Genomic DNA, 24,208 nt, shown 5'->3' on the forward strand with positions numbered 1-24,208 from the left:
GGAAATGGGCAATGGGCTAAATATGGTGCTTTTTGCTTGCGATATGAAAGGCCCACCAGGAGCAGCCGCAGAGCAGCGCGCTCAATGCGAAAGCCACGGTAAAACGCATGGGATCCGCTGAAGCAAGTAATGGCCAGCCGGCTATTCCGATCACCCAGAGTTTGGTGTGTGCAAGCACATCTCCGCCGATTGTGATGGAAAGAACGCACACGATGAGGCTAAGCACTATAGGAGTTGCATTCCCAAACCTCATTACAGCTGTGCAGCAACCTGTGGCCAGTGCACTGCCGAGTAAGAGCAACAGCACAATACTGGGAAAAGGAGCCCTCGTGATGGCGTACACCACGAGCGTAATCACAGACACGATGGCGGTATGAGTAAGAGCGAAGCCGGTATGAGCACGGGGATTGTCCAGTGCGCTTTGGGAATAGACAGAACGCGTGGCGTACCAGCTCAGTACAGATAGGAATCCGGTGCCCAGTGGCACAAGGAAATAAGAATAGAGCTGCAGAGCGGTGGTCTCTGAATAGGTGAAGACTGTCAGGGTAATCAACACTACCGTGAGAATGGATAAGGGGTAAATGCCAGTTCGGCGCAAGGAGCGAGCAAAAGCGCCGATTGCTCTGAGGCAGCCGACTGGTTTCCGGTCTGTTCCTTGAGCTATATGTGCAAGGTCGAATGCAGTGTGGTCTTCATCGGTTGTAGTGCGGTTTTGGTCCTGATGCTGCCGGTGCTGCATGAAAAGGCAACGGTGTTTTTCCGTTGTTGGAGAAGCAGGAGAAACCGAGTATGTAAGAACACCGGCTAACAGGGCCAAAAGTAGACAAAGAATGAGGCCGAGGGCGGGGGACTCCGTACGCAGGGGAGAGTCCGGTTCCAATGGGACAGCGTTGACGTGGATGTTCATGGGGCGCAGCATGATGCCTAGCGCCCACGCTGGTGGGGAAAAGTACCAGAATTCCTTCTCCGTAGAAATAACCCCTACGATCTGCCATAGCACTGCTACCAGCAAGGTGGGGATAAGTCCTATGACTCTACCGAGAGCGCTAAAAAGCCCGAGGGGGCCGAGGAGAGATCCGATCCAAACAAAGAGAGGATGGCGAGGAATGCTACGAGCGGTGGTGCCCCAACCGGAATCATGGGGACAAAAAGCAGGAGCTGTAAAGCTAACGAGGAGATGCATACGAGGAGGAAGCGAGCCAGGCGTAATCGTTGCATCGAGACTGCATGGATAGGAATTCCGCCTTCCTGGGCAAGCACCTCTCGCCGCTCTGGAAGGGTAGCAATAAGAGCCAGAATGGGCGCCGAAATACCGGTGATATAGAGAGATTGCCAGGCGAACGGTGTGCTTTGAAACCCTTGTCCTCTGGCTAACTGCGAAAGGGTGATGTTCATCAGTGCAAGGAAGAGACCGACAACAGGAAGATAAACCAAAGATGTTCGTCGGGCCTTGATCGCTTCCGCTTTTATATATGAGTTCCACAGTAGCTGCATCAGTGTTCTCCCTTTTCCCCGGTGAGCTGGAAGAACGCTTTCTCAAGGTCGCCATGGTTAGCGAGCGTTGCCGCAGGTCCAGAGAAGAGAGTTGTTCCATGCTTGATCACTGTGATGTCGTGTGCCAGGCGCGCGATCTCTCCGAGTTGGTGAGAGCTGACTATGACGGTGTTTCCCTCAGCAGCCCACCGTTGTAAAAAGGTACGCAGATCTGCGATGCCTTGTGGGTCGAGGCCGTTCTGGGGCTCGTCGAGAAGCAAAATGCGGGGGTTGCCAAGTAACGCAATAGCCAGTGCCAGACGGGCCTTCATTCCGGTAGAGAATGTGCGGGTTTTCTTCCTTCCAGTATCCGATAATCCGACTATGGAGAGCACCCGGTCTATTTCTAAAGAGGGTAGGCCAAGCAAAGAGCTGTGAACTTGAAGATTTTCACGGGCAGTGAGGTGGCTATAAAGTGCTGGCCCGTTGATGCTGGCTCCGATGCTGGCCAGGTGTTCTTTACGCAAAGGCTCCCCGAAGATTCCATACTGTTTATCGTCGGTTATCAAAGAGCGTAAAGCTCCCTCCTGTGGAACCAAAGGCGTCTCCTACTGCAGTAGGAGACGTGTGTGCATGGTGTGGCCCGACGTGCTGTGTGCGTGGCTCGGCGAGCTGTTATTCCTGGACTGTTTGAGCAGCGGCATTAGCCTTTATCGAGGCAACTATGAGCAGGAGCAGCTGGACAGTGAAAAACGTGATGGGAAGTGCGTATACAGCGTTGTGAGAGATGGTGCCGTCGCGGGTAACAAGGTACAGCGCCACGAGCGAAACCACGGCTCCCAGGACGCCGACATATGCGCTGTATCGGACATACGGCATGGCTGCTTTATGGCCGGTAACCCATGCGGCATCGGAGGATAGCGTGGCGTATGTTCTGATTCCGATGAGATTATTGCGAACAAGAGATCCGGACGTGGTTGCTTTGTTGAGTCCATAATTTAGCCCAGCAATGAGTAAGAGACCTACCACGAGAATGAAATATGAAACCACGGACATCTCTCCTAACAACGAAGGGGGGACAAGCGTGCTCGCAGGGTTTTACTGGGAGTCTTTTTACATTCTACCTGCAAGTACAACCAAGCCCACCCGATCGCGGCAATGTAGCTTGGCAAGGAGCGAAGAAACGTGACTTTTAATTGTTGTCTCTGAGACCACAAGCGCGCTGTCTATCTCTGAGTTGTTCATTCCCCGCGCCACCAGCTGGAAGACTTCACGTTCTCTGGGAGTGAGAAGGCTCAGGCCTTGCTTTTGTTCGGCCGGGATGGCCGGCGAAAGACCGTTTAGCTGGGATCTCCACATGTCGAGCACATGGTCTGTGACGCCGGCGCTGAGAATGGATTCTCCACGCGCGACGGTGCGGATTGCCCTGATCAGTTCGTCGGGTTCGGCATCCTTTAAAAGGAAACCATGGGCGCCGGCAAACAAAGCTCGGTCTACGTAATCTCCAACGTTAAAGGTTGTCAGCATGATGACGCGCGCTTCAGGGGCAACCTGGCGGATCTGTGTAAGAGCCTCGATTCCGTCCATGACCGGCATGCGAATATCCATGATGACGATGTCGATGGTGGGGTCTGAACGCAGCGTCGCTACGGCTTGAACTCCATCGCTGCAGGTGGCTGCTACCACGCAAAAATCTTCTTGTGCGTCAATGATCGTTTGAAGAGCGCTGAGGAGGAGAGGTTGGTCGTCGGCAAGCACAATGCGTGTGGTCATGGTTGTTCCTTGGGGAGCCATGCGGTTATCGTCGCATGCTTGTGAGCAAAGTTGTGTGTGAGTGTGCCCCCGAGGGCTGCGCAGCGTTCGCTTAGTCCGACGAGTCCAAAGCCCCCGTGAGTAGACGTGGATGCGGACTTGCCGTGGGTGGTGCATGTGATGCTGATGCCGCGCGGGTCGGTGTTCGCGGTGACATCGGCGCTGATAGGGGGACGTTGATGTTTGAGCGCATTGGTGAGCGACTCTGTGATAATTCGATAAGCAGCAAGCTGGGTGATGGGAGAGGTGGTGGAGAGATCGGCAACAGATGCCGTGATCTCTAGGCCCTGTTCCCGAAACCGCTGGAAAAGATCGTCGAGGTTGGCGGATTCCGGGGCAGAGATGCCGTTACTGCCGAGCGCATGGATGATGGAACGAACCTCAGCGATGCCTTCGCCAGCTACGGAATGGATCGTGGTGAGTGCGTCGTTAGCAGTGCTGGGAACGGCCATACCTGCAGTGGCTTGCATGCGGATGAGCGTGAGCGAGTGGGCGAGAACATCGTGAATCTCGGCGGCGATAAGGGTTCGCTCCCGTTCTCGCTCTCGCATAACCTGCGCAAGCTGGGCCTCTTTACGGCTTTTGACTGCCCGCCCAAGAAGCAATGCGGTAAGAGCAATAAGCCAATGAACAAGCAGCATCAGTGGTGCATCTATTAGGCCTCGATATTCGACCCTGCCGATATCTGCGACTTTCCACATAGCGGGTGACAGCAGTGATCCTGCCAAGCAAGCGATGAATACATTGCGAACTACAAGAGAAGACTCGGTGCGAGCTGCGGAAAATATCACCCAGGGAGCGACAATCAACTGAGGTGGAACCCCGAGATTGGCGGGGAAAGCTATGAGGCACACTAACGCCCACACACCTAGGATTCCGAGGTTGAGCGCTGCCATCCAGGGGACATTGTGGTGCAAAAAGAGCAGAGCCGGGATAAATGCCAGGGAGCAGGACATAAGGATGGCGGAGAGCAGTGTCGGCGTGGTAATGAAACCCACCACATATACGCTGCTCAGTAGCGCGGCGAGGGCTGCAGCTAGCTTGTCGACGTTCCCAATCTTCTGGTGCACAACTCACCAGTGTAGGTGTCGGGGTGTCTGTTGACCAGGGGAAAAGGGGTGCTGGCGCCTGATGGTTAAGTGATGCCATTTCCATTAATGAAACATGTTGAAAATCTTTGAGATCGGTGTTATTTTCAGTTTGTAGATCTTGTTGAAAATAACGGAGCGGGGCTGAAACGCCAACAGTTTCGGGTGCCGCTTATTGGAGAAAAGGAGTTCACCATGTCCTGTGCAACCCACGCAGAGCACACCCACGCTCACGATCCTGAGTGCGGTCACGTAGCTGTTCCTCACGGCGACCACGTTGATTACGTCCATGACGGCCACCTCCACCGCGAGCATGAGGGCCACTGGGATGAGTGCGAGACCACCGAGCACCATGTTCACGAGAACCACGATCACCATCATGGCCCAGAATGTGGACACGTAGCTGTTCCTCACGGCGACCACGTGGACTACATCCACGATGGACACCGCCACGCCCTTCACGAGGGCCACTGGGACGATCACTAAATAGGTCGTATCCTCACTAAATCCCCCTGTTCGTTGGACTGAGAAATCAGGAACCAACTGGCAGGGGGCTTTTTTGTGGGCTGGGGCGGGATGGTTGGAGAGCTTTTCAGTAATTATGGAAGGGGTGCTAGGTCTATATCTTGAAATGATGAAATTAAGGCCATCTTAGGATAGTTTCAATTCTATAAAATTATCTGTTGGAAAATGATTTAAGTAATAATTAATTGAAAATATCTTAGGAGTGAAAGTTTGATTACTTCAGCCCTATTTACAATTTTTACCTTCTCCTTGTTGAGTGTTTTTATATTCTTTATTGCAAAAGAATCCCCGAAGGGAATCTATAAGCGCTGGGAATATACGTCTTTGCCTGGGATTCTTACTCCTAATGTGCTGAAATCAAAGGAGACGTGGATTGTGGCACACGAAGCTATGTCTCCATACTTTACCCTTCTGGCAATTTATTTCAGTTTGGCCGGTGTTTTCAATTTGATTCTAATTTTTATGGGAAACGAAAAGGTTGAGGCCATTTTGACAGTTAGTTTCTTATTGGGGATTGTGGCTTTTTCGATAATAGTATTTGCGGGAGATCGAATTGTGTCCAAGCGGGAGGGGAGTAAAGAACTATAAATTGAATATTCTTTTTAGTGTGTTCGCATCAGGGGCTATTTTCAAAGCCGCTTATTGTACTTATTCTGCCCGAGGTAGGTTGCAGCTCTTACTTTGTTTTGTGAAGGAAGAGATGCCTCTTTATCCAAGGTGAGGAAGTAACGGTCTTCCCGCGAGTGGCGATGCGCAGCGCTCGCCACGTTGGCGGTAGCACTGTAAAAAGTATCGTGCCGAGGCCGGCGACAACAAGTGCCAAGCTGGGGCCGATGCTAGCGACGACCGGGGCGCCAACGATATAGCCAACGAGCATTGCTGAGTTATTAACCGTGCCCATCGTCGATAGTGCTTTGGGCTTGATCGCTGGTCGGACACTGTCGACAATGACCATCCTGAGCGCGGCAACCTGGAGAGCATTGCAGACTCCGGCCAGCGCAAAGAATGGGATACATACAAAAAGTGACGGCACGAACCCCGGAATGGCGATGCACAAACCCATGGCAGCGCCAGCCTTAACCAGGGTGGGCAGCGCGTTGGCCTCGGTGAGGCGTGCGGAAATACGTGCGCCAATAATGCGCCCCACGATGAAGCATTGGGCCACGATTGCGTACATAAGTCCGCCCACCTGGAGAGTCTCTGTGGCATAGAAGACGAGAGACACGTTGTAGATGGACGTAAAAATGATGGCGGTCCAGATGCTTGTCAGTGCTTGGCGCGTGCGAGGTTGAGTAAGGAGCAGTGCGGGGGCCTCAAGGATGCTGCGGAAGATTTTAAGCGGTTTCCGGCTGGTATTGGTGCTATTTATTAGTCTGTGCAGAGTTTTTGCGGAGGCGAAAACCTAGTATGCATAACACAAGGAATGAGCCTGCAACGGCTGCAGCTTCGTAGGTCAGTGCAGTGCTTAGGGTTCCAAAATCTAAAAGAAGGCCACTCAGTGCAGGTCCTGCGAAGCTTCCACTGAGCCCTGCAGTGTCAAGGAGTGAAAATACGCGCGCCTGATTGTGTGATGGTGCGAATTCTTCCGCGATCACACAATAGGCTGGGATAGACAAGCCACTTAATGTAGCCACCACAACGTTTCCAGCAATGAGGAACACTGGTTCGGGGAAGAAACACAAAAGTACCAGAGCGACACATTCTATGAATGCGGCAGTCTGTGCGACGGTGAGTGGACTAACTTTGTCAAAAAAGGCGTGGAGAGCGGTGATAAAAATACCTGTGCACAAGCCCCTGAGATGAGAACTGTGGCCACCAGTGCTTCGCCACTTTCACGCGAAACAAAGTGAAGTGAAATAGCAAGCGACGTCATTGACCCACAGGTGGCCACGAAAAAGTAGGTAACAGCAAGGGCATAGACGGAACCTAGTTCCTTGCCGTCGCCTGGAAAAATCGTGGGCACGTTATGGTGTCCCTGGCCGAGGGTATACCGAAATGTTTCTTTCAACTACGGCTTCTCGTACTTGGATGCGCGAAGGCGTGGATCCCCCTAGAGCTTTGATTGTTGGGGATTGTTTGAAAGTGAACATTGCGTTCCTTTTAATGTGAGTCAGGACACCATTAAAAGTAAGTGTTGCAAATCATATCTGTCAATGGGGTGCAGGGGCTAACCGAATACTACTGCACCAGTTAGCCCCTCACACTGCCCACGGCAGTCACTTACACATCGACTACGGCAAGGACTGTGCCCTGCGGCTGAGAGCTACCCTTGAGGGGTTCCTCGGTAATCATCACCTTTGAGGTTTCCCCTGGTAAAGGCATCCATACTCCATCGTGATCTTCGGGTCCGATAACGCCGGCAGATTTTGTGGAGCCGTCTGCCATTACTGCCCATACCTGTGCACCCATGCCTTCGCTGAGCTTGGGTGCGCCATCAACAAGGGCACCGCCCTCATTCATTGACGAGGACACAACAATATCCAGGGATGCGCCCATGGCATGAGTGCTGGCCTGGCGTACGTCGGAAGCCGCGAGGATGCTGTGCATTTCTGCATGCGGATCTACTTGCGGCCAGAATGCAAAGCCACCAGCGATGACGGCTATCGACGCCGCCACGGCAAGAAACCCGCGCGTCAACTTACGGCGCGCAGATAGCTGAATAACATCCGCAATAGGCTCAGATAGGACACCGACCGGCGATGTATGCGTTGCCTCTGGTTCCTCTTGGGGAGTATCGGCAATGGCCTCGAGGATGTTGTCTCGTAACTGGGCTGAGGGGGTTAGTGGTGCAGGTGCCTGCGCCAACAGGTCTTCGACATCGTGTGGGAAGTCGTCGAAAGGCTCGCTGTGACCTGTGGAGGTCATTGTGCACCTCCTTGCATGAGGCTCATCGCTGAGCGAAGTTTTTTAAGTCCATCTCTGACCCGGGTTTTGGCGGTCCCAAGGGGAACGCTGGTGGCCTGGGCGATCTCTGGGTGAGTGAGACCGGAGAAATAAGCCAGCATGACGGCGGTGCGGTGTGGTTCGCCGATGGCGTCGACAAGCTTGCGAACTCGCTGTGATTCCAGCGATTCCACTGCTTCTTCCTCGGCTGCGTGCCACGTTGTGGTCTGCTCTAGGAAGTCTTTGTTGTCGCGCTGTTTGGTGGCTACGTCGGTACGCAAGCGATCGATTGCGCGCAAGCGTGTGAGTCGTAGCGCCCAGGAACGGGCACCGCCCTTGGCTGGGTCGTAACTTTTAGCGCTGCGCCACAGCTCAATGAATACCTCTTGGATGACTTCCTCGGCCTGTGCGCGGTCGTAAATGATCTGCGCGGCTAAACCCAACATTTGTGGGGCCAGTAGGTCATACAGGGCGGCGAATGCCCGCTGGTCGCCGTGGGCGCTGGCAACAAGCAGGTTATCGGGGTCCATGACCGGTAACTCTACAACGGAAAGGGTGGAAATCATGAACTATTAGTGAGGTGTTAAGGCTGTGGTCGCAAGATAGGCATAAGAAGGGCGGGATTTAGTGCTTCATGGCGGCGCTGGGCTCCGTATGTTCCATGCGGTCCATGTGGTCTTTGCCGTCCATTCCTTCTTTGTGCTCCATGCGATCCATCGCGTCCTTGGGCATGGCATCTTTGGTCATCGCGTCCTTAGACATTACGTCGGAGGGCTGGGAAGACTCGCTCGTGGACGTCTGGCTGGCTGGGGCTGGGTCATCTCCGCAGGCTGTGAGTCCGAGGGCAGCTACAGAGAATGCGCCGATGATAAGTGCCTTGCGGATCGTGGTGTTCTTCATAGGGGTCAGCTCCTTATATAAGACTGAGTTCTGATGTAGGTGCGCGGCCTACTTTCCGCGCTTATTGAATACTTCGGAGCCGCTGTGTGCGATGGATTGGGAAAAATAAAAATAACTGTGAGGTGCATGGATGTAGTGGCGTTTTCAGCGCTCCTACCTGCACAATTACCTTTATCCAATCTGAAAGTTTCTTATGTTCCGTACTTCTTAGTGACGGCTCGCACACCGCGCCATCGTTGTTGCGTCGTGAGTGTGCAGGGAGCCGCCGCGCATGGTTGCATCCAGAAAGCGCCGTGCTCCCACAAGATTGTTAAAGCTGAAACATAAAAGCACATAAAAGGAACGCACATGCTTGAACTTGTTTTGATCGGGCTTATCGGTGGCATTGTCACCGGTATATCTCCGTGTATTCTCCCGGTCCTTCCGGTTGTTTTGGCGGTTTCCGTAGACCGTAAACCCACCCATGTGATCTCCGGCCTTGCGCTTAGCTTTGCCACTATTACATTGGTGGGCACTTTGATCCTTGGTGCGCTGGGACTGCCTAAGGATGTGCTGCGATGGGGCGGTATCGCATTGCTGGTCCTGGTGGGCGTAGGCATGATTGTGCCTAAGCTTGGCGAGTGGATTGAAGCACCATTTAACCGCATCCCGCGTCCAACGTCGCTGCAGGTCAAAGCGCGTAATAAAGGCGGCTTTGCCATCGGCCTAGCGCTGGGCGCTGTATACGTTCCGTGCGCGGGACCGATCCTTGCCGCTATTACGGTTGCTGGTGCAACTGGCGATATTGGACTTTCTACGGTGATCCTGACCGTCGCGTTTGCCATCGGCGCGAGCCTTCCGCTGCTCATCTTCGCCCTCGCCGGCAACAAGATGGGTGAGCGTATCGACGCCGTCCGGAAGCATCGGGGCATCGTCGGCGCGATTATCTTGGCGTTGGCCCTGGCACTGGCGTTGAACGTTCCCGAGAAGCTGCAGCGCAGCCTTCCTGACTGGACTGCCGGTGTGCAGGAACGACTGAGCGATAATGAGGCTGTTCAGAACGCTCTTAATAGCGGAAATGGCAACCTAGATTCCTGCCGTAGGGCTGATAAAGGCACCCTGCATGACTGTGGATCGGCACCGGAATTTGAGGGCCTGACCGGGTGGTTTAATACGGACAAGCCGGTGGGAACGCACGAAGGTACAGTGACGTTGGTTGATTTCTGGGCCTATGCCTGCATTAACTGCCAACGCGCCGGCGAGCACATCACCAAGCTGTATGACGCATATAAGGACGCGGGACTGCAGGTAGTAGGCGTGCACGCACCCGAATACGGCTTTGAGCATGAGGCTGCCAACGTGCGCGCAGCGGCAAAACGCGAGGGAATCAACTATCCAGTGGCACAGGACAATGACTTTGTTACCTGGAAGAAGTTCAACAACCGATACTGGCCAGCGCGGTATTTGATTGATGCTGAGGGCAATGTGCGCTATATCCATGAGGGAGAAGGCGCTTATGCGGAGACCGAGCAGCTTGTGCGCCAGCTACTCAAACAGGCCAACCCCAATGTTCAGCTGCCTGACCCGATTGAAACAGGTGGCGGAACCGATTCTAAGCTCACGGAGCAGCGTAATCCGGAGACCTATCTGGGTGCTGAGCGGGCCCGCTTCTTTAACAACAACAATTACGGCCTAGGAGAACGTGACTTTACATATAAAGATCCTAGGACGGGGCAATACTCGCTCAGCGGTAAGTGGGACGTGAAAAGCGATCACATTGTCCCTGTGAAGGATGCAAAACTGTCCATCAACGTGCATGCGGCTAAGGTCCAGCTCGTGGTATCAGGGCAAGGAAAAGTGAAAGCTACTTTCCCCGATGGCAGCAGTAAAACTTTCGACGTGTCCGATGGCACGATAGACATTTATGACGCTGATAAGCCTCTCGACGGCATCATCACCCTGGAACTCGAACCGGGCGTGACAGCGTACTCGCTCACCTTCGGGTAACGCTGAGGCTTAAAAATCGGGAGAGATGTTCATATGTATGGGCGCTCTCCCGGTTTATTTATCTCCGTGTGTGTTTTTCTGTGTGCGGTGAATTTTACCAACCAAAGGGGTAAAAAACGCCGGAACTTTTCCTTAAGTAGCACATTTTCTACCTTTTTGGCGTGTTTGTGGGAAAGTCAAAAAAGAGCTAAAGGAGTGGAAAGCGTTATGGAGTTTCTGCCTTACGAGGCGTTCGAGGGAGAAGTGGCATCCGTCGCGTCTGGCAGTGATGAGGAAATCATTGCTGGTGTGAAAGCGATCATCAATGTCGAGGGGCCGGTATTGGGTTCTCGACTTTTTGTAGCGTACTGCCGCGCCTCGAACCAAAAACTAGGCCGACGAATCCGTGAACGTCTCATGCTCGCAGTAGAACAAGCACTCAATTCTGGCGACATAGTGGCCGATATATCCTTTACTCGGGTGAATACTGAAGCTATGGTGCTTCGCCCACGCGATAAGGCTGAGGTAGTGGTGCGCTCACTAGGGCCTCGTACCCTCGAACAAGTTCCGTTAGCAGAACTCCAGACCGTTATGTGTGCATTGAAGCAGAAAACCCGGACATAGGAAAAGGGGATTTGTACAAACAAACCCTGATTTTCTATGACCGCTGGGGAAAACTGAGCAATAAAGTACGCCTGATTTTAGACCCAGCTTATGACGCTGGTGGTCTTGGTGGCGAGGGGTCACGCCCCGCCGTTAGCCGTAAATACTCTTCTGGTCAGGTGCCGGGGCGCCCTGTGCAACGACGAGGCACATACCGGACTACGGTTCGGCGAGCCATGCGCGATTGGTAAATTATGAAGTCGCGCTGTGCGCTCCAGTAGTTCGCTGAACAGTGGAGAGTATCTGATCAAGAACCAGGGCCAATAGGATAACCAAAACGGAACCTGCAAGCATTTCTATGTAATCGCGCGCTTTGAGTCCGTGGAAGATGAATCGTCCGAGCCCTATGTCTGACGTATAAGCCGCAAGAGTGGCTGTGGCTGTGATCTGCAAGGTTGCTGAGCGTATGCCGCCCACGAGCACGGAAGCGCCTAACGGTAGCTCCACGTTTTTAATAATCTGCCACTCGGTATATCCCATAGCGCGGGCGGCATCTACAGTGTCGCGGTCTACGCTGGCGACTCCCGCATAAGCCCCGGCCAGCAATGAGGGGATAGCGAGTATCACGAGAGCTATGAGCGGTGCACTCAGTCCGATGCCCAAAGCAAGGCCAAAGATTGTGAGCAGACCAAGCGTAGGTAGTGCGCGCGCAGCACCACTGACAGCGCCGATAACCGCAGAACCGCGTCCGGTATGGCCAATAGCTACGCCGGCTGGGATGGCAAAAGCAGCAGCAATGGCTACGGAAGCCAGGCTGATGCCCGCATGTTCGCCAATTCGGGCAAGATAGCCGGTGGGTCCCCACCACTGGGAAGCAATAGTGAGCAGGGCGAAGAGATCGGAAAACCAGCTCATTTCTTTATCACCGACCAAGGTGCGAGTACGCGTTGAAGGATGAGGCAGAGGACGTCGAAAAGCACAGCCAGGATGACTACAGCAACGATGCCAGTGAGTACCTCAGCAATGATGTTGCGCTGAAAGCCGTCGGTAAACAGCGTTCCTAGGCTTGATACGCCTATCAATGCTCCGATGGTTACGAGGCCGATGGTGGAGACGCCAAGCACACGGATTCCGGAAATTAATACCGGAATAGCAAGCGGCAGATCCACTTTTACGGCGATTTGAGGCGCGCTCATTCCCTGGGCAGATGCGGACATACGCACGTCCTCAGGTATGGAACGGAAGGCATCTGTTGCAGTACGCGCAAGGAGTGCCACCCCATAAATGCATAGCGCGATAATGACGTTGGTATCTGACCGCAGCGGAACCCCCACGATGAAAGGAACCAATATCAGCATGGGAAGAGCCGGGATTGTATAGGCCAAGGACGCCGCGGATACCACCAGGTTGCCTACGCGCGGGCTGCGGGCAGCGAACATGCCGATGGGGATGGAGACCGCAATACTAATCAGGATTGCCGGAACGCTGAGCAGGAGATGGGCGGCCGTCATATCCAGCACATATGGCCACGCGTGACGCAGCCACCTCATGAGTCTGCACCTAAGCGACCGATTGGGCGACCTTGTTTATCCACCACAACCCGGGAACCGCCGATAACCGCGGTGTGCAAGTCTCTATCTGCTCGATTTGTGCCCATGAACTGGGCGACAAAATCATTGGCTGGCTGTGCGAAAATTTCCGTAGGCGTGCCAGCTTGGGCAATTTTTCCGCCTTTTTCCAGCACCACGATGTTATCGCCTAGGAGAAAGGCCTCATCGACGTCATGGGTCACCACCACCACGGTTTTATGTAGACGGGCCTGCAACTCAATGAGCTGTTGCTGTAGCGCTCGCCGCACGATCGGGTCGACCGCGCCAAAAGGCTCATCCATCAACAGAATGTCCGGGTCTGCGGCAAGCGCGCGGGCAACACCAACGCGCTGCTGCTGTCCGCCGGAAAGCTCACCTGGATAGCGATTTTCAAAACTGGGGTCGAGCTCTACCGTTTCTAAGGCCAGCCGGGCGCGTCGAATAGCTTCTTCTTTGGGTTCACGGTTAAGCAAAGGAACCGTTGTCACATTATCCAGCACTTTGCGGTGGGGGAGGACTCCACCGCTTTGAATGACGTATCCGATGGACCTGCGAAGTTCCACGGGATTGACATCGGCCACGTTGTGGCCGCGTACGCGAACCTCACCGGACGTGGGCTCAACCATGCGGTTAATCATCCTCAGGAGAGTGGTCTTTCCACAGCCGGAGGAACCAACAAAAACGGTGGTTTGATTTTCAGGAATGACAAGGTTGAAGTTGTTCACAGCATTTTCTGTTGGTGCTTGCTTCCCTGATGCTGCGCTTACTTGTGTCTTATTTTTCTTGTCACCTTTTTCTTTGCGGGGGTTAGCGTAACTCTTGCTGACGTCGATAAATTTGATCATAGTTGCTGCTTCCGTTGGCGCTCTGCCGCTTGGGTGACGTGAAATGAATAATGTCTGTTTAAGGATTATATGAGCATTTGCTGTGTTATACGCTAATTTCCTGTTCCTGCTATTAAAAAGTAGACTGCGGAGTTTTGCTGTTTGGCTATAAGCGTGACCTATAGCGGACTCTATGAGCCATCATACTGATTTAGCTCCGAGCAGTCCGGGAGTAACCGAATTTTGGTCGGTTAAGCGCTTTGATTCGCTTGGTGATCTTTATACGGCGCACCCTCGTGCCAGCATAAAAGTAAACCCCTGCCGAGCTGCGTAGTGTCGCAGGCAAGGCAGGGGGGAGAGAAGAAATTACTTTTCGTCCAATTTCTTCTTGACGGCCTCTTGGACCTGGTCGACTTTGTCTGCAAACTTGCCGTCGGTTTTCTCGTCGACAAGATCGCCAACTTTTTCTACTGCGTCCTTTACCTTGTCGGCGTTTTGATCCAGCAGTTCTTTAGCCTTGTTGAGGATGTCCATGAGATTCTCCTTGTATTGAGGGGCAGTTATCACATTTAAGGGTAATACAACCTGCGGATTTGGGGGCGGGATCGGCTCGGGGTCAGGGGTACTCTAGGAATCGCGTTACGAGTCGCTGATAGCCGGCAACTGTGAGCTCCAGGTCCTCTAGGTAAAGAAACTCGTCATGGGAATGAAGCTGTGCATGCGCATGTCCTAACGTGCGCTGTTTGGCGTGTACGGCAAAGCCGTAGCCGACCCCGCCTGCGCGCCGGGCAAAGCGAAGGTCAGAGCCTCCGGGTGCGATCATGGGGACCACGGTGGACTCGGGGAAGAACTCCAGCAGTGTATCGCTCATGGCGTTATAGAGTGGCGAGTCGGTGGGGGAGACGGTGGCCTCCTCCCTGATGAGACGCTCGATGGTGACCTCGGGTGCTACATCGGCTAAAGCTTGGTTTAGTAGCTGGTCAACGTAGTCGTCCGATTGTCCGGGGAGGGTTCGGATGTCCATTTCTAGCCATGCGTGGCTGGGCAGAACGTTGATGGCTTGGCCGGCGCGGAGGACTGTTTGGGCGATGGTGAGATGGGAGATGGCATCGCCAAAGGCTGCGAGTTCGCCGAGGGATTCGTAGGAATCGGGGTGGCCGTCGAGAAGCTTGCGCTCCGTGGCGGGGTCAAAGCGGAACGCGCGTACAAAGCCGTGCCACGTGTCATCGCTGTGCACTGATGGTTGGATGCTAGCTATACGACGCGCCACCTCGCCGATTTTTGCAATGGCGCTGTCCTTGTGGAACGGCGCCGAACCATGGCCGGCGTCGCCGTGGACGTGGAGCCGGCGTTGAGCAGCGCCTTTTTCACCGACATAGATGATCACGGAGTCGGAACCGTCTGCGCCGGGAAGATGGGAGCCGCCGGTCTCCGACACACAGTTTTTCCAGCTGAACGCGTCTGAGTGGTGTTCGCGGAGCCACTGGGCGCCTAAACCGCCACGAGCCTCTTCATCTGCGATTCCTACAAAGTAAAGGGTGCCTCGATTGGATTTTTCCGCGCTACTTCGCGGGTCACGGCTGCCATTGTGGCGGTAATAAAGAGCATGTCTACGGTGCCACGGCCGTATATTTTTCCGTCTTCTATGAGCGCTTCAAAGGGAGGCTTGGTCCATTTCTTCTCATCCACGGGCACCACGTCTGTGTGTCCTAGCAGGGTGAGCGGCTCAGCGGTGGGGTCGCTGCCTGGGACCGTGACCACAATGGTTACCCGGCCTGGATGAGGCTCGTAGCGGTCGATGGCGACGGCCTCGCCGGCAAAGAATTCCTCTAGGGTGTCGGCATTTCGGACTTCTTGGCCTGAATCGGAGGTGAGGTCGTTGACGCAGGCGTTCTGCACCATGCGGGTAAGCAATGAAAGCGTGTCCGAGTAGAGCGTCATGCGCCCCAGCATAGGCTGATTCGGGGGTGAAAGGGGTGAATTAGGGGTCTTGTGGGTGAAATGTGTGTGGAAATTTAAACAGTGTTCAGGAGATGTGGCTAGGATTCTTGAACGTTGATCAAGTGATGTGTGTTGGCCTTGTGCCACCACATCTCGCACGACGATGAATGCACGCACACAGCGCTCGCGGGTGCTGACGCCGAGGAGGAAACCCCATGACTGACATTCTGGAACTTGCCCGGACCAAGGTTCTTGAGGAAGGCAACGGCCTGAATAAGGAGGAGGTCCTCCAAGTACTCACGCTGGAAGAAGACAGAATCCCCGAACTCCTTGCACTCGCGCACGAGGTGCGCCTCAAGTGGTGTGGGGAAGAGGTTGAGGTAGAAGGCATTATCTCTCTGAAGACGGGCGGCTGCCCTGAAGATTGCCACTTCTGCTCCCAGTCGGGCCTTTTTGAATCCCCCGTTCGTTCCGCATGGCTCGACATCGCGGGACTCGTGGAAGCTGCAAAGCAAACACAAAAGTCCGGCGCTACCGAATTCTGCATTGTTGCTGCGGTAAAAGGTCCCGATGAGCGCCTCATGAGCCAGTTGGAAGAGGCCGTAGCTGCCATTAAATCTGAGGTAGACATCGAGGTGGCGGCGTCGATAGGCATCCTTACCCAGGAGCAAGTCGACCGACTCAAAGCAGCGGGCGTGCACCGCTACAACCACAACCTCGAAACTGCGCGCTCGTACTTCCCCAACGTTGTCACCACCCATTCATGGGAATCGCGCCGTGAAACCCTGCGCATGATCGGGGAGACCGGCATGGAAGTCTGCTCCGGCGGCATCATCGGCATGGGTGAGACGCTAGAACAGCGCGCAGAATTTGCCTGCGACCTGGCCGAACTCAATCCCACGGAAGTCCCCATGAATTTCCTCGATCCACGCCCGGGAACTCCTTTTGCAGACCTAGATGTTATGGAAACCCCAGATGCATTGCGCGCAATTGGTGCATTCCGCCTTGCGCTGCCCAAGACCATTCTCCGCTTCGCCGGTGGACGCGAACTCACCCTGGGAGACTTGGGCACTGAACAAGGCTTGCTCGGTGGCATCAATGCGGTGATCGTGGGCAATTACCTGACCACGCTGGGCCGTCCGATGGAAGAAGACCTGGATATGCTGGGCAAATTGCGCCTTCCCATTAAGGCCCTGAACGCGAGCGTCTAACTGGCATGAAAACCACATCAACCGAGCTCATCCAGGTAATGCTTGCCGACGAGCCCCCGCTCTTTCACCCCAACACCGGACAGGAAATCGCTGCGGGAGAAACAATCAGGCTTTCTCCCTCGGCGCGCGCCGGGTTGGAGGCACCGCGCTTCTGCCAGATCTGCGGGCGTCGCATGGTGGTGCAAGTGCGTCCCGACGGCTGGGAAGCAACCTGCTCACGGCACGGCACGGTGGATTCTGTGTATCTGGGGCGGCGTTGAAAAGATAGGTCTGGTGGTAGGGAGCGCGTTCAGTAGAGGCTGAACGCGGGTGCTTGGGCACGCTGTGTGGCGGTGGCCTGAGGGTTGAGACCAGTGCACCAGCTTGGGTATACCCGAAAACCGCGTTTTCCTGCGGCGCTTCCCGATGTAATGCCTAAGCGTTCGAGGTCTGGAGCGGTGAACGTAAAGACTCCTCGGTGTTCGTCTTGCTCCACAAACACCAGCAAACCTCCCCGTACGTTGTGCGGGCTAAAAGGCACGGTCTCTCCGGCGTCATTTCGGGTCCAAAAGGCTACAAAAGCACCTTTCTTGGTCGGCGTGGTGCGTGCCGTCCGTATGTGCCAGGTGGCCTCCGAAATTTCTACGATTCCAGATTGATAGTCACTATTTTGTTCCTCAGGAGTGACGTGGCAGTTCAGACCTTTTGCTGCTGCGTACTGTTCAAAGCTCCTGAACCTCATGTATGCCTTCCCTTTTTGTGGACTGGTCTTTCTGGCTGCTCCCTTTTCTACGCCCTGCATCCGGAGACTGGCGCGGCTACTCTAGACACAAAGAATCCTTAGGAAAAATCTAGAAAGTAGGATGCAATGACAATGAAAAAAGGTGTGGGCGCGGACGTAGTACAACAGCTGGAGGATATCTACGCGGCGTCGATAAGCCTTGCCAAGGAGATTCTAGAGACTGGTGAATACGAGCGTTACTGCGATGTAGTTTATCCCAAGCTCATCGTGAAGATCGTTAGCTGGCACCCCGTTGATCGCACCGAGCCGTTTGGCTACGTCGACGCTGCAGGATGCTACTCGGCGGTGCTCTCCAAGCCGGAGTTGATTCATGATTACCTCTGTGAGCAGCTGGAACGCCTCTGCACAAACTACGAGTGTGTGATCACGGTGGAGCCTTCTACCGTGCGCATCCCGCCGGAGTATATCGACGGCATAGAAGGCGTGACCGAGGCTCGTCGCGCAGGCGATGTTGCCGCAGAAATCCCGCGCCCCACCTTGGATGACGTTGACGATGCCATTATCGACGGTGAATGGGATGCCTTCCACGGCGAAGAAAAGCCGCTTTTCCATTTCACTCCGCAGCGTTTTGATATCGCATGTGCGCGCATCCAGCATTACATGGGTATTTCCCCAGCTAGCGTGCAAAAATATATCCTATTTACAAACTACGCCATGCACGCCCGGGAATTTGTGAACTTTGGGCTATGCGAGCTGTCGCGGGAGGGCTCGCGCTACAGCGCATTGTTGCTTCCCGACGGTCACAAGATCACGCGCGACCAAGCAGAAAACATCGATCGTGAAAGCCTGAGCCTAGAATCTCGGTTCCAGATGCCGCGCTATGACCTAGTAGCGGAAGACGGAATGGGCATCACCATGATCAATATTGGTGTGGGGCCCTCCAACGCCAAGACGATTACCGACTGCCTCGCTGTGCTCCGCCCGGAAGCATGGGTGATGATCGGACATTGTGCTGGGCTCGACGGGCGCATGAGACTCGGCGACCTCATCCTGGGAAACGCCTACCAGCGTGACGACCACCTCCTCGATGACCATATCCCGCTCGACCTGCCCATTCCTGCAGTTCCTGAGGTGCAGCGCGCCCTAGAGACGAGTGTTCGCGATGTATATGGCGAGGATCTTTCCATGATGCGTACCGGTACGGTCCTCTCCACCGATGACCGAAACTGGGAATGGCACACCCCACAAAAACTATGGAAGCTGCTCCGGGGTTCCACCGCTGCTGCCTGCGACATGGAATCGGCGACGCTTGCGGCGAACGGGTACCGCTACCGCATTCCTTATGGCACCTTGCTTTCCGTCTCCGATCTTCCGCTCCACGCCGTGCCTAAGCTGCCGGCTGCAGCACAAACCTTCTATGCAAATTCCAAACAGGCGCACGTGATGTGTGCTGTGCACGCCGTGGAACTTCTTGCTCTTACCCCAGAAAAACTGCGGACGAGGAAGTTACGCCGTACGATCGGAGAGGTGCCATTTAGATAGCCTATTGGGTCAATAGGAACAAAGATGGCTCTGACGTAATTTGGCTCTGCAATCTGGCTCGAAGGAGCGTGTGATTCTTGCGAAAGCTAACAATGGCCATACTTTGCAGTACTGCATTGGCTCTGGGCGCATGCGGAAGCACGGGGAAAGCGGGCGCCCCGAGCAATGCGCTGTCCATAGAACAAACAACGCAGATAGACAGCGCAGACGGGATTGATGCATCTAAGCTGCTCTTTTCCTCTTCCACATCCGCTGTTATCGCCGGTGATTCTGTGGGGCAGAAATGGGAAGGTGCGAAAGAGGCAGTGAAGCGGGGTGCGCCGCTGCTGGTGCGCACTGCCGATAACGCGTCGGCCATTGATGCGGAGATAAAGCGCCTCGGGGCTCAAGACGTTATCACGATCGACGAGCCCCAGACCCCGGACCCAGAAATTTCTGAAGCCAACATCGCCGACAAAATCTCGCAGCTCACGCCCGAATCCCCGCTTTTCGACGGCGGCGCGTCCATCCTGGTCTCCGGGCACACCACGGCCTCTGACGTAGCCACCGCACGCGCGTCGGGAGCCAAGGTGGAATACCTGTCTTCGGGCGACGCGCGTGAAAGCTCCACGCTATCCGCTGATCCCGACGCTCATGTGGTTGCCCTGGGCCCAAGCTTTGCCAACAAAGAGCGCTTTAATCGCCAGGTAGAGATGATTAATTATGGTGAGGTCCCCGGTGGCGGGCACCTCATTTTCCCCTCGCATCGCGTGGTAGCTCTTTACGGTCATCCCTCCGGTGGGGCACTGGGAGTGCTTGGCGAGCAACCTGCTGAGGAAGCCGTGAACAAGGTGAATGACCTGGTAGGTAAGTATCAGGCCATTGACCCGGAAGAAAGCGTGATCCCTGCCTTTGAGATCATTGCTACCGTGGCGAGCTCGTCGGCAGGGCTGGATGGCAATTATTCCAATGAGGGGAACGTCGATGAGCTGCGCCCGTGGGTCGAAGCGATCGGTGATGCTGGCGGCATAGCGATTCTTGACCTACAACCTGGCAGCGCCAGCTTCCTTGAGCAGGCGCAACAATTTGAGGAGCTGCTGAAGCTACCGCACGTCGGACTAGCGATAGATCCCGAGTGGCGGCTGAAGCCGGGGGAGAAACCCATGGAACGGGTCGGCAGTGTTGGGGCTGGGGAAGTGAACCAGACTGCGGCGTGGCTGCGGGACCTGGTAAAGGATAATGAGCTCCCGCAAAAAGTCTTTGTTGTGCACCAATTCCAGCATCAGATGGTGCAGGACAGGGAAACGTTGGACACTACAGCACCGGAGCTTTCGTGGGTTCTTCACGCAGATGGTCACGGAACCGCGGGCGATAAGTTTGCTACGTGGGATATGGTGCGAAAGAATCTGCAGCCCGAGTTCTACCTTGCGTGGAAGAACTTTATCGATGAGGATCAACCGATGTTCACTCCCGAACAGACGTTTAAGATCGAGCCTCGGCCTTGGTTTGTGTCCTATCAATAAAGGCACATGCTTGATGAGAAAAGACCCCTAGTGATGAATGAATGAGCTACTCCCCAGTGGTTGGACTGAGAAATCGGGTACCGATCGCTGGGGAGTAGCTTATTCAGGCTGGGGGTCTTTCTCTGGTGTGGTGAGAATCGCGGAGATTACTGAAACTAATTTTAAAAAATTTACGTTTCAAACCAGCAAAGAATGTTAGCCTACTTATAACGGTGACCGCTGGCACAAATAATCAAAAATTATATGCCAGTCACACTTTGTAAAAGAATGCTCGTGTTTTATTCCCTCATCACTGAAGTAAGGCTTTCAAAGACGTGAAAACTTATCGTTGTCATGCGCGAAGAATATTTAACGCGCTCACCACACTCACACTCATCACTGCTGGCGGTGCCCTATCCAGGCCCCCAGCTCAGGCTGCCGACCCGAGTTTCGTTGTGATTGCGGCGGATTTCCAAACCGAGGCTGGCTGTACAAAGGACTGGGATCCTGCCTGCCCTCAGACCCAGATGGAGAAGCAGGGCAAGTTCTACAGCAAGAAGATTAAGGTTCCCAAAGGCGATTGGAATTTTAAGGTCGTTCTGGATAAAAACTGGGACACGAGTTATGGCGCTCCCGGAAAAAGGGCTACGAGCGTGACAATGTCCCGCTGAAGCTGGCGGCAGACGCAGAACTTGAGTTCATATTCGATCCGGAGAGCCACCATATTGGCCTTAGGCCCACCCAGATTACTACCGGTGATCATGAGGTCAAGCCGGAGGATCGGTAGTTGATCAAGGCTCCCTACCGGCAGAACGCTGCGCAGAATAACTTCTATTTTGTGCTCACAGATCGCTTTAATAATGGTGATTCAAAGAATGACCGAGGGGACGCATCGGCTGAGCAGGGGGATAGGGCTCAGCATGGATTCGATCCAACGTCGAAAGCCTTTTATCACGGCGGTGACATCAAAGGCATCATCCAGAAACTGGATTACATCCAGGGCTTGGGCACCACTGCAATCTGGTTGACACCCTCCTTTAAAAATAAAGCAGTGCAGGGAACGGGTAATGATGCCTCGGCTGGCTATCACGGGTATTGGATCACGGACTTCACTCAGATTGACCCGCACCTGGGCACCAACCAGGACATGAAGGACCTGATCAAAGCTGCGCATGAGAAAGGAATGAAGGTCTACTTTGACATCGTGACCAACCATACGGCCGACCTGATTCAGCTGGCCGGCGGCAACGGCTCCAATGGCAGCAAGTATGTCTCGCAGCAGGAACAGCCCTATAAGGATGTCAACGGAAAAGAATTCCGGCTAGAAGACTACGCGGGCAAGGACGCGAGCGAGTTTCCTAAACTCAATGAGAAATCGTTCCCTTATACCCCTCAGCGCACGAATCCTTCTGAAAAGCTGACCCCTGATTGGCTTAACGACGTCACCCTCTACCACAACCGCTGTAACAGCATGTTTGACGATGGTGGCGAATCCGTGATCATGGGTGACTTCTTTGGTCTCGACGACCTCATGACAGAACACCCCACCGTTGTCGACGGCATGACCAAGATCTACAACGAGTGGGTTGACTACGGGTTGGATGGCTTCCGCATCGACACCGTTAAGCATGTTGACCTTGCTAAAGGCGGGGACACCAACAAGCTGAAGTCCCTGTTCTATGGAGATGACTGGTACACCACAACGCGTTCCGACGCCGCCGTACTGCCGACCTTCCTGGGAAGCCATGACATGGGTCGTATCGGAAGCCTGCTGCAGAATAGTGGCGATGGTGCCGAGCGGCTCCGACGTGACCAGCTCGCGCACGCCCTGCTGTACCTCACTCGCGGTCAGCCTGTTGTTTACTATGGTGATGAGCAGGGGTTTGCCGGAAAGGGTGCCGATAAAGATGCTCGGCAGGATATGTTTGCCACGAAGGTCACGGATGTACACAACGAGCAGCTGGTCAATGGCGAGCAGTTTGGAACGGGCGACCACTTTAAGCCTGAGGCTCCGGTGGCCAAGACGATTACTGAGTTAGCAAAACTGCGCAAGGAGAGTAAAGCCCTGGTAGAAGGTGCGCAGATTGAGCGCTATGCAACGTCAGGTGCGGGTATCTATGCATTTTCTCGTGTGAATCGTGAGGAAAAGCAGGAGTACTTGGTGGCCTTGAATAACGCCACCACCACGCGCGAGGTAGATCTGAACGCTTTGACTCCTAACGCTGAATTCGAGCGGGTCTATGCCAGTGATTATATTAATGAGACACGCCAGTCCCTGACCACTGACAACGAGGCAAAAACCCATGTTACTGTTCCGGGCTTAACCGCTGTGGTGTACAAGGTGAAAAACGGAAAGCAGGTCACGGGGTCTGTGTCCGGCGGCCTGAACATCGTGGGCCAAGAGCTTAAGGGTGATGCGCCGATCATGACGACAGTCGGCGGAAACGCCTGGTCGGAAGCCAACTTTGGATGGCGCAAGCTTGGCGAACAAGAGTGGAACTACCTTGGGACCGACACTGGCCAAGATGCTCGTATTTTCCATAACGTGCGCGACCTTGAGCCGGGCACCGTGGTGGAGTATCGGACCGTCACCGTCGACGGCGACAATAAAGAAACAGCCTCCCATGGGTGGGGCGTGGTTGGCGTGGACTTGGCTGTTGATTCCCGAGCCTTAAGCGTTTCTGCGACCACGGCTTCCGCCACTGTTCCCGCTGCCGTTGTGGTGGGGAACTTTACCAAAGACCTCGGATGCACGGGAGGCCAAGAAGGTAATTGGGACCCTGGTTGTGCAGCTGCTGAACTGCGCGATGATTCTTCCGGATGGAAGACCGCAGAGCTGACCCTTAAGCCAGGCGAGTACGAATACAAGATTGCTACTGGCGGCTCTTGGGATCGGAGCTATGGGGCACTAAACGAGGGAGCGCGTGAGAGTGACGAGGGCGTACTCAATGGTAAAAACGTGAAGTTTCGGGTGACTCAGGACAAACAAAAAGTCACATTCTTCTATCACCCGGAAACTCATGAGTTCTTTAATACCGCAGATGAAGCTTCTGGCTGCGACCACACGTGTGTTGGGTGAGCTTTTAGACCATGTCCCAAGGTTTTCTCACCGTTTTAGCCGTAGCCTGTTCTGTACCGGCAAGGTTCCTACGGCTTATCGTTGGTATAGGCAGCACAACCGGGTGATGAGTTTTGGAGGCTTGGTAAAGTAGGCAAGGGATATGGCAGGACACGGTCAGTTTGATCCCTGCCCCGTGCCAACAGTTCGGCTTTAGCCGCGAATTTATTAACGCGGTGAAGACCCGTCGCGAGAAGCACAAGCGTTTAAAGCTTTTGCACGGGACGTAGATGTGGAAATCTCTGGTGGTCTCGACCAATACGGCCCGGAGGAGCTTATCGATGGTGTTCGCGTGTTGTGGATTGCCCAGGGCATCGCAGCACGTGACGAAACAGCTTTTAGGCGCGTGCTCAAGACTGGTCACCGCTTGCGTCAGCAAGGTCAGCGCCTGACAGACGCAGTGATTATCGATGCCTATGAGTAGGCCTATAATGTCCACACACTCACGGTGGTGCAGGTTGTGATAACGAGATGCCGCCGATGCGTGACTGCCAGGCCATGGCCAGGCGTGTGTGCGGGTACGTCACCCAAT

The 24,208-nt window shown here is 54.4% G+C and carries 27 protein-coding genes and 2 pseudogenes; 12 read left to right on the forward strand and 17 right to left on the reverse strand.

Annotated elements, in window-relative coordinates; translation table 11 throughout:
* Positions 1-16 precede the first annotated feature (16 nt).
* From ET810_RS04975 to ET810_RS04995, 6 genes are all read right to left on the reverse strand, one after another.
* Positions 17-1,012, reverse strand: a complete 996-nt coding sequence (locus tag ET810_RS04975; protein ID WP_225870206.1) for an ABC-2 family transporter permease — start codon at positions 1,010-1,012, stop codon at positions 17-19.
* Between the two features lie 14 nt (positions 1,013-1,026).
* The gene (locus ET810_RS12500; RefSeq protein WP_225870205.1) at positions 1,027-1,494 is read right to left on the reverse strand and encodes a hypothetical protein; all 468 of its coding nucleotides are present in this window, start codon (positions 1,492-1,494) and stop codon (positions 1,027-1,029) included.
* Positions 1,494-2,042 carry an ATP-binding cassette domain-containing protein gene (locus ET810_RS04980; RefSeq protein WP_225870228.1) on the reverse strand — a complete coding sequence of 183 codons (549 nt, stop codon included), beginning with the start codon at positions 2,040-2,042 and terminating at the stop codon, positions 1,494-1,496. The genes ET810_RS12500 and ET810_RS04980 overlap by 1 nt, the downstream gene beginning before the upstream one ends.
* A 106-nt stretch (positions 2,043-2,148) precedes the next feature.
* The gene (locus ET810_RS04985; protein WP_216605418.1) at positions 2,149-2,529 is read right to left on the reverse strand and encodes an SdpI family protein; all 381 of its coding nucleotides are present in this window, start codon (positions 2,527-2,529) and stop codon (positions 2,149-2,151) included.
* 57 nt (positions 2,530-2,586) lie between these two features.
* A complete protein-coding gene (locus ET810_RS04990) occupies positions 2,587-3,246 on the reverse strand; it encodes a response regulator (protein WP_087453107.1) in 660 nt (219 codons plus the stop codon).
* Complete coding sequence (locus ET810_RS04995; RefSeq protein WP_134316095.1) at positions 3,243-4,355, reverse strand: sensor histidine kinase; 1,113 nt, start codon at positions 4,353-4,355, stop codon at positions 3,243-3,245. Before ET810_RS04995 ends, ET810_RS04990 begins: the two co-directional genes overlap by 4 nt.
* A 213-nt stretch (positions 4,356-4,568) precedes the next feature.
* Between ET810_RS04995 and ET810_RS05000 the strand changes: the two genes are divergently transcribed.
* Positions 4,569-4,859 (forward strand): hypothetical protein, encoded by a 291-nt coding sequence (locus tag ET810_RS05000; RefSeq protein ID WP_087453109.1) that lies wholly within the window; start codon positions 4,569-4,571, stop codon positions 4,857-4,859.
* 249 nt (positions 4,860-5,108) lie between these two features.
* Positions 5,109-5,486 (forward strand): SdpI family protein, encoded by a 378-nt coding sequence (locus ET810_RS05005; RefSeq protein ID WP_087453110.1) that lies wholly within the window; start codon positions 5,109-5,111, stop codon positions 5,484-5,486.
* Between the two features lie 88 nt (positions 5,487-5,574).
* Here the strand turns inward: ET810_RS05005 and ET810_RS13315 are convergent, their stop codons facing one another.
* The 5 genes from ET810_RS13315 to ET810_RS05025 form a co-directional block, all read right to left on the reverse strand.
* A complete protein-coding gene (locus ET810_RS13315) occupies positions 5,575-6,123 on the reverse strand; it encodes an MFS transporter (RefSeq protein ID WP_225870204.1) in 549 nt (182 codons plus the stop codon).
* A gap of 136 nt (positions 6,124-6,259) precedes the next feature.
* The gene (locus tag ET810_RS13320; RefSeq protein WP_225870203.1) at positions 6,260-6,688 is read right to left on the reverse strand and encodes an MFS transporter; all 429 of its coding nucleotides are present in this window, start codon (positions 6,686-6,688) and stop codon (positions 6,260-6,262) included.
* A 430-nt stretch (positions 6,689-7,118) separates the two neighbouring features.
* The gene (locus tag ET810_RS05015; RefSeq protein WP_087453111.1) at positions 7,119-7,763 is read right to left on the reverse strand and encodes an anti-sigma factor; all 645 of its coding nucleotides are present in this window, start codon (positions 7,761-7,763) and stop codon (positions 7,119-7,121) included.
* Positions 7,760-8,347 (reverse strand): sigma-70 family RNA polymerase sigma factor, encoded by a 588-nt coding sequence (locus tag ET810_RS05020; protein ID WP_087453112.1) that lies wholly within the window; start codon positions 8,345-8,347, stop codon positions 7,760-7,762. The genes ET810_RS05015 and ET810_RS05020 overlap by 4 nt, the downstream gene beginning before the upstream one ends.
* A 58-nt stretch (positions 8,348-8,405) precedes the next feature.
* The gene (locus ET810_RS05025) at positions 8,406-8,681 is read right to left on the reverse strand and encodes a hypothetical protein (RefSeq protein ID WP_087453113.1); all 276 of its coding nucleotides are present in this window, start codon (positions 8,679-8,681) and stop codon (positions 8,406-8,408) included.
* Positions 8,682-9,029: 348 nt separating this feature from the next.
* Here ET810_RS05025 and ET810_RS05030 point away from each other — a divergent pair, with 348 nt between their 5' ends.
* Positions 9,030-10,667 (forward strand): cytochrome c biogenesis protein DipZ, encoded by a 1,638-nt coding sequence (locus tag ET810_RS05030; protein ID WP_134316094.1) that lies wholly within the window; start codon positions 9,030-9,032, stop codon positions 10,665-10,667.
* 207 nt (positions 10,668-10,874) lie between these two features.
* Positions 10,875-11,500, forward strand: a pseudogene (locus ET810_RS13145) (hypothetical protein).
* 1 nt (position 11,501) lies between these two features.
* On the opposite strand, the gene ET810_RS05040 reads toward ET810_RS13145, so the two are convergent.
* The 5 genes and pseudogenes from ET810_RS05040 to ET810_RS05065 form a co-directional block, all read right to left on the reverse strand.
* Positions 11,502-12,164, reverse strand: a complete 663-nt coding sequence (locus ET810_RS05040; RefSeq protein WP_134316093.1) for an ABC transporter permease — start codon at positions 12,162-12,164, stop codon at positions 11,502-11,504.
* Positions 12,161-12,799: an ABC transporter permease gene (locus tag ET810_RS05045; protein ID WP_134316092.1), complete on the reverse strand. Its 639-nt coding sequence runs from the start codon at positions 12,797-12,799 to the stop codon at positions 12,161-12,163. The genes ET810_RS05040 and ET810_RS05045 overlap by 4 nt, the downstream gene beginning before the upstream one ends.
* Complete coding sequence (locus ET810_RS05050; RefSeq protein WP_087453118.1) at positions 12,796-13,683, reverse strand: ABC transporter ATP-binding protein; 888 nt, start codon at positions 13,681-13,683, stop codon at positions 12,796-12,798. Before ET810_RS05050 ends, ET810_RS05045 begins: the two co-directional genes overlap by 4 nt.
* 345 nt (positions 13,684-14,028) lie before the next feature.
* Positions 14,029-14,196 carry an antitoxin gene (locus ET810_RS05055; RefSeq protein WP_013240920.1) on the reverse strand — a complete coding sequence of 56 codons (168 nt, stop codon included), beginning with the start codon at positions 14,194-14,196 and terminating at the stop codon, positions 14,029-14,031.
* Positions 14,197-14,278: 82 nt separating this feature from the next.
* A pseudogene (locus tag ET810_RS05065) lies at positions 14,279-15,615 on the reverse strand (M20/M25/M40 family metallo-hydrolase).
* A gap of 203 nt (positions 15,616-15,818) precedes the next feature.
* Here ET810_RS05065 and bioB point away from each other — a divergent pair.
* Both bioB and bsaP read left to right on the forward strand, forming a co-directional pair.
* Positions 15,819-16,814 (forward strand): biotin synthase BioB, encoded by a 996-nt coding sequence (gene bioB, locus ET810_RS05070; protein WP_134316091.1) that lies wholly within the window; start codon positions 15,819-15,821, stop codon positions 16,812-16,814.
* 5 nt (positions 16,815-16,819) lie between these two features.
* A complete protein-coding gene (bsaP, locus tag ET810_RS05075; RefSeq protein ID WP_013910497.1) occupies positions 16,820-17,074 on the forward strand; it encodes a biotin synthase auxiliary protein BsaP in 255 nt (84 codons plus the stop codon).
* A 29-nt stretch (positions 17,075-17,103) separates the two neighbouring features.
* Here bsaP and ET810_RS05080 read toward each other — a convergent pair whose 3' ends face one another.
* A complete protein-coding gene (locus tag ET810_RS05080; RefSeq protein ID WP_087454805.1) occupies positions 17,104-17,535 on the reverse strand; it encodes a MepB family protein in 432 nt (143 codons plus the stop codon).
* Positions 17,536-17,667: 132 nt separating this feature from the next.
* Here ET810_RS05080 and amn point away from each other — a divergent pair, with 132 nt between their 5' ends.
* The 6 genes from amn to ET810_RS12535 all read left to right on the forward strand — a co-directional run bounded on the left by amn (position 17,668) and on the right by ET810_RS12535 (position 24,100).
* Positions 17,668-19,077 carry an AMP nucleosidase gene (gene amn / locus ET810_RS05085; protein WP_087453121.1) on the forward strand — a complete coding sequence of 470 codons (1,410 nt, stop codon included), beginning with the start codon at positions 17,668-17,670 and terminating at the stop codon, positions 19,075-19,077.
* A gap of 92 nt (positions 19,078-19,169) precedes the next feature.
* The gene (locus ET810_RS05090; RefSeq protein WP_087453122.1) at positions 19,170-20,579 is read left to right on the forward strand and encodes a hypothetical protein; all 1,410 of its coding nucleotides are present in this window, start codon (positions 19,170-19,172) and stop codon (positions 20,577-20,579) included.
* A 314-nt stretch (positions 20,580-20,893) separates the two neighbouring features.
* Positions 20,894-21,229, forward strand: a complete 336-nt coding sequence (locus ET810_RS12525; RefSeq protein ID WP_225870200.1) for a pullulanase X25 domain-containing protein — start codon at positions 20,894-20,896, stop codon at positions 21,227-21,229.
* 116 nt (positions 21,230-21,345) lie between these two features.
* Positions 21,346-23,637 carry an alpha-amylase family glycosyl hydrolase gene (locus ET810_RS05095; RefSeq protein ID WP_225870199.1) on the forward strand — a complete coding sequence of 764 codons (2,292 nt, stop codon included), beginning with the start codon at positions 21,346-21,348 and terminating at the stop codon, positions 23,635-23,637.
* Positions 23,600-23,770, forward strand: coding sequence for a replication initiation protein (locus ET810_RS13325; RefSeq protein WP_225870468.1), 171 nt, complete (start codon positions 23,600-23,602; stop codon positions 23,768-23,770). Before ET810_RS05095 ends, ET810_RS13325 begins: the two co-directional genes overlap by 38 nt.
* A gap of 138 nt (positions 23,771-23,908) precedes the next feature.
* On the forward strand, positions 23,909-24,100 hold the full coding sequence (locus tag ET810_RS12535) for a hypothetical protein (protein WP_225870197.1): 192 nt from the start codon (positions 23,909-23,911) through the stop codon (positions 24,098-24,100).
* Positions 24,101-24,208: the final 108 nt, after the last annotated feature.

This window comes from Corynebacterium silvaticum (genome assembly GCF_004382825.2).
Lineage (GTDB): Bacteria > Actinomycetota > Actinomycetes > Mycobacteriales > Mycobacteriaceae > Corynebacterium > Corynebacterium silvaticum.

What these genes read in the sequence shown, in the direction of transcription:
- ET810_RS05040 (WP_134316093.1), bottom strand. Translation starts at nt 12,164, where the DNA reads ATGAGCTGGTTTTCCGATCTCTTCGCCCTGCTCACTATTGCTTCCCAG.
- ET810_RS05025 (WP_087453113.1), bottom strand. Translation starts at nt 8,681, where the DNA reads ATGAAGAACACCACGATCCGCAAGGCACTTATCATCGGCGCATTCTCT.
- bioB (WP_134316091.1), top strand. Translation starts at nt 15,819, where the DNA reads ATGACTGACATTCTGGAACTTGCCCGGACCAAGGTTCTTGAGGAAGGC.
- ET810_RS13325 (WP_225870468.1), top strand. Translation starts at nt 23,600, where the DNA reads ATGAAGCTTCTGGCTGCGACCACACGTGTGTTGGGTGAGCTTTTAGAC.
- ET810_RS05000 (WP_087453109.1), top strand. Translation starts at nt 4,569, where the DNA reads ATGTCCTGTGCAACCCACGCAGAGCACACCCACGCTCACGATCCTGAG.
- ET810_RS05080 (WP_087454805.1), bottom strand. Translation starts at nt 17,535, where the DNA reads ATGAGGTTCAGGAGCTTTGAACAGTACGCAGCAGCAAAAGGTCTGAAC.
- ET810_RS05045 (WP_134316092.1), bottom strand. Translation starts at nt 12,799, where the DNA reads ATGAGGTGGCTGCGTCACGCGTGGCCATATGTGCTGGATATGACGGCC.
- ET810_RS05020 (WP_087453112.1), bottom strand. Translation starts at nt 8,347, where the DNA reads ATGATTTCCACCCTTTCCGTTGTAGAGTTACCGGTCATGGACCCCGAT.
- ET810_RS05055 (WP_013240920.1), bottom strand. Translation starts at nt 14,196, where the DNA reads ATGGACATCCTCAACAAGGCTAAAGAACTGCTGGATCAAAACGCCGAC.
- ET810_RS04985 (WP_216605418.1), bottom strand. Translation starts at nt 2,529, where the DNA reads ATGTCCGTGGTTTCATATTTCATTCTCGTGGTAGGTCTCTTACTCATT.
- amn (WP_087453121.1), top strand. Translation starts at nt 17,668, where the DNA reads ATGAAAAAAGGTGTGGGCGCGGACGTAGTACAACAGCTGGAGGATATC.
- ET810_RS04990 (WP_087453107.1), bottom strand. Translation starts at nt 3,246, where the DNA reads ATGACCACACGCATTGTGCTTGCCGACGACCAACCTCTCCTCCTCAGC.
- ET810_RS05050 (WP_087453118.1), bottom strand. Translation starts at nt 13,683, where the DNA reads ATGATCAAATTTATCGACGTCAGCAAGAGTTACGCTAACCCCCGCAAA.
- ET810_RS05090 (WP_087453122.1), top strand. Translation starts at nt 19,170, where the DNA reads ATGGCCATACTTTGCAGTACTGCATTGGCTCTGGGCGCATGCGGAAGC.
- ET810_RS12500 (WP_225870205.1), bottom strand. Translation starts at nt 1,494, where the DNA reads ATGCAGCTACTGTGGAACTCATATATAAAAGCGGAAGCGATCAAGGCC.
- ET810_RS05030 (WP_134316094.1), top strand. Translation starts at nt 9,030, where the DNA reads ATGCTTGAACTTGTTTTGATCGGGCTTATCGGTGGCATTGTCACCGGT.
- bsaP (WP_013910497.1), top strand. Translation starts at nt 16,820, where the DNA reads ATGAAAACCACATCAACCGAGCTCATCCAGGTAATGCTTGCCGACGAG.
- ET810_RS05015 (WP_087453111.1), bottom strand. Translation starts at nt 7,763, where the DNA reads ATGACCTCCACAGGTCACAGCGAGCCTTTCGACGACTTCCCACACGAT.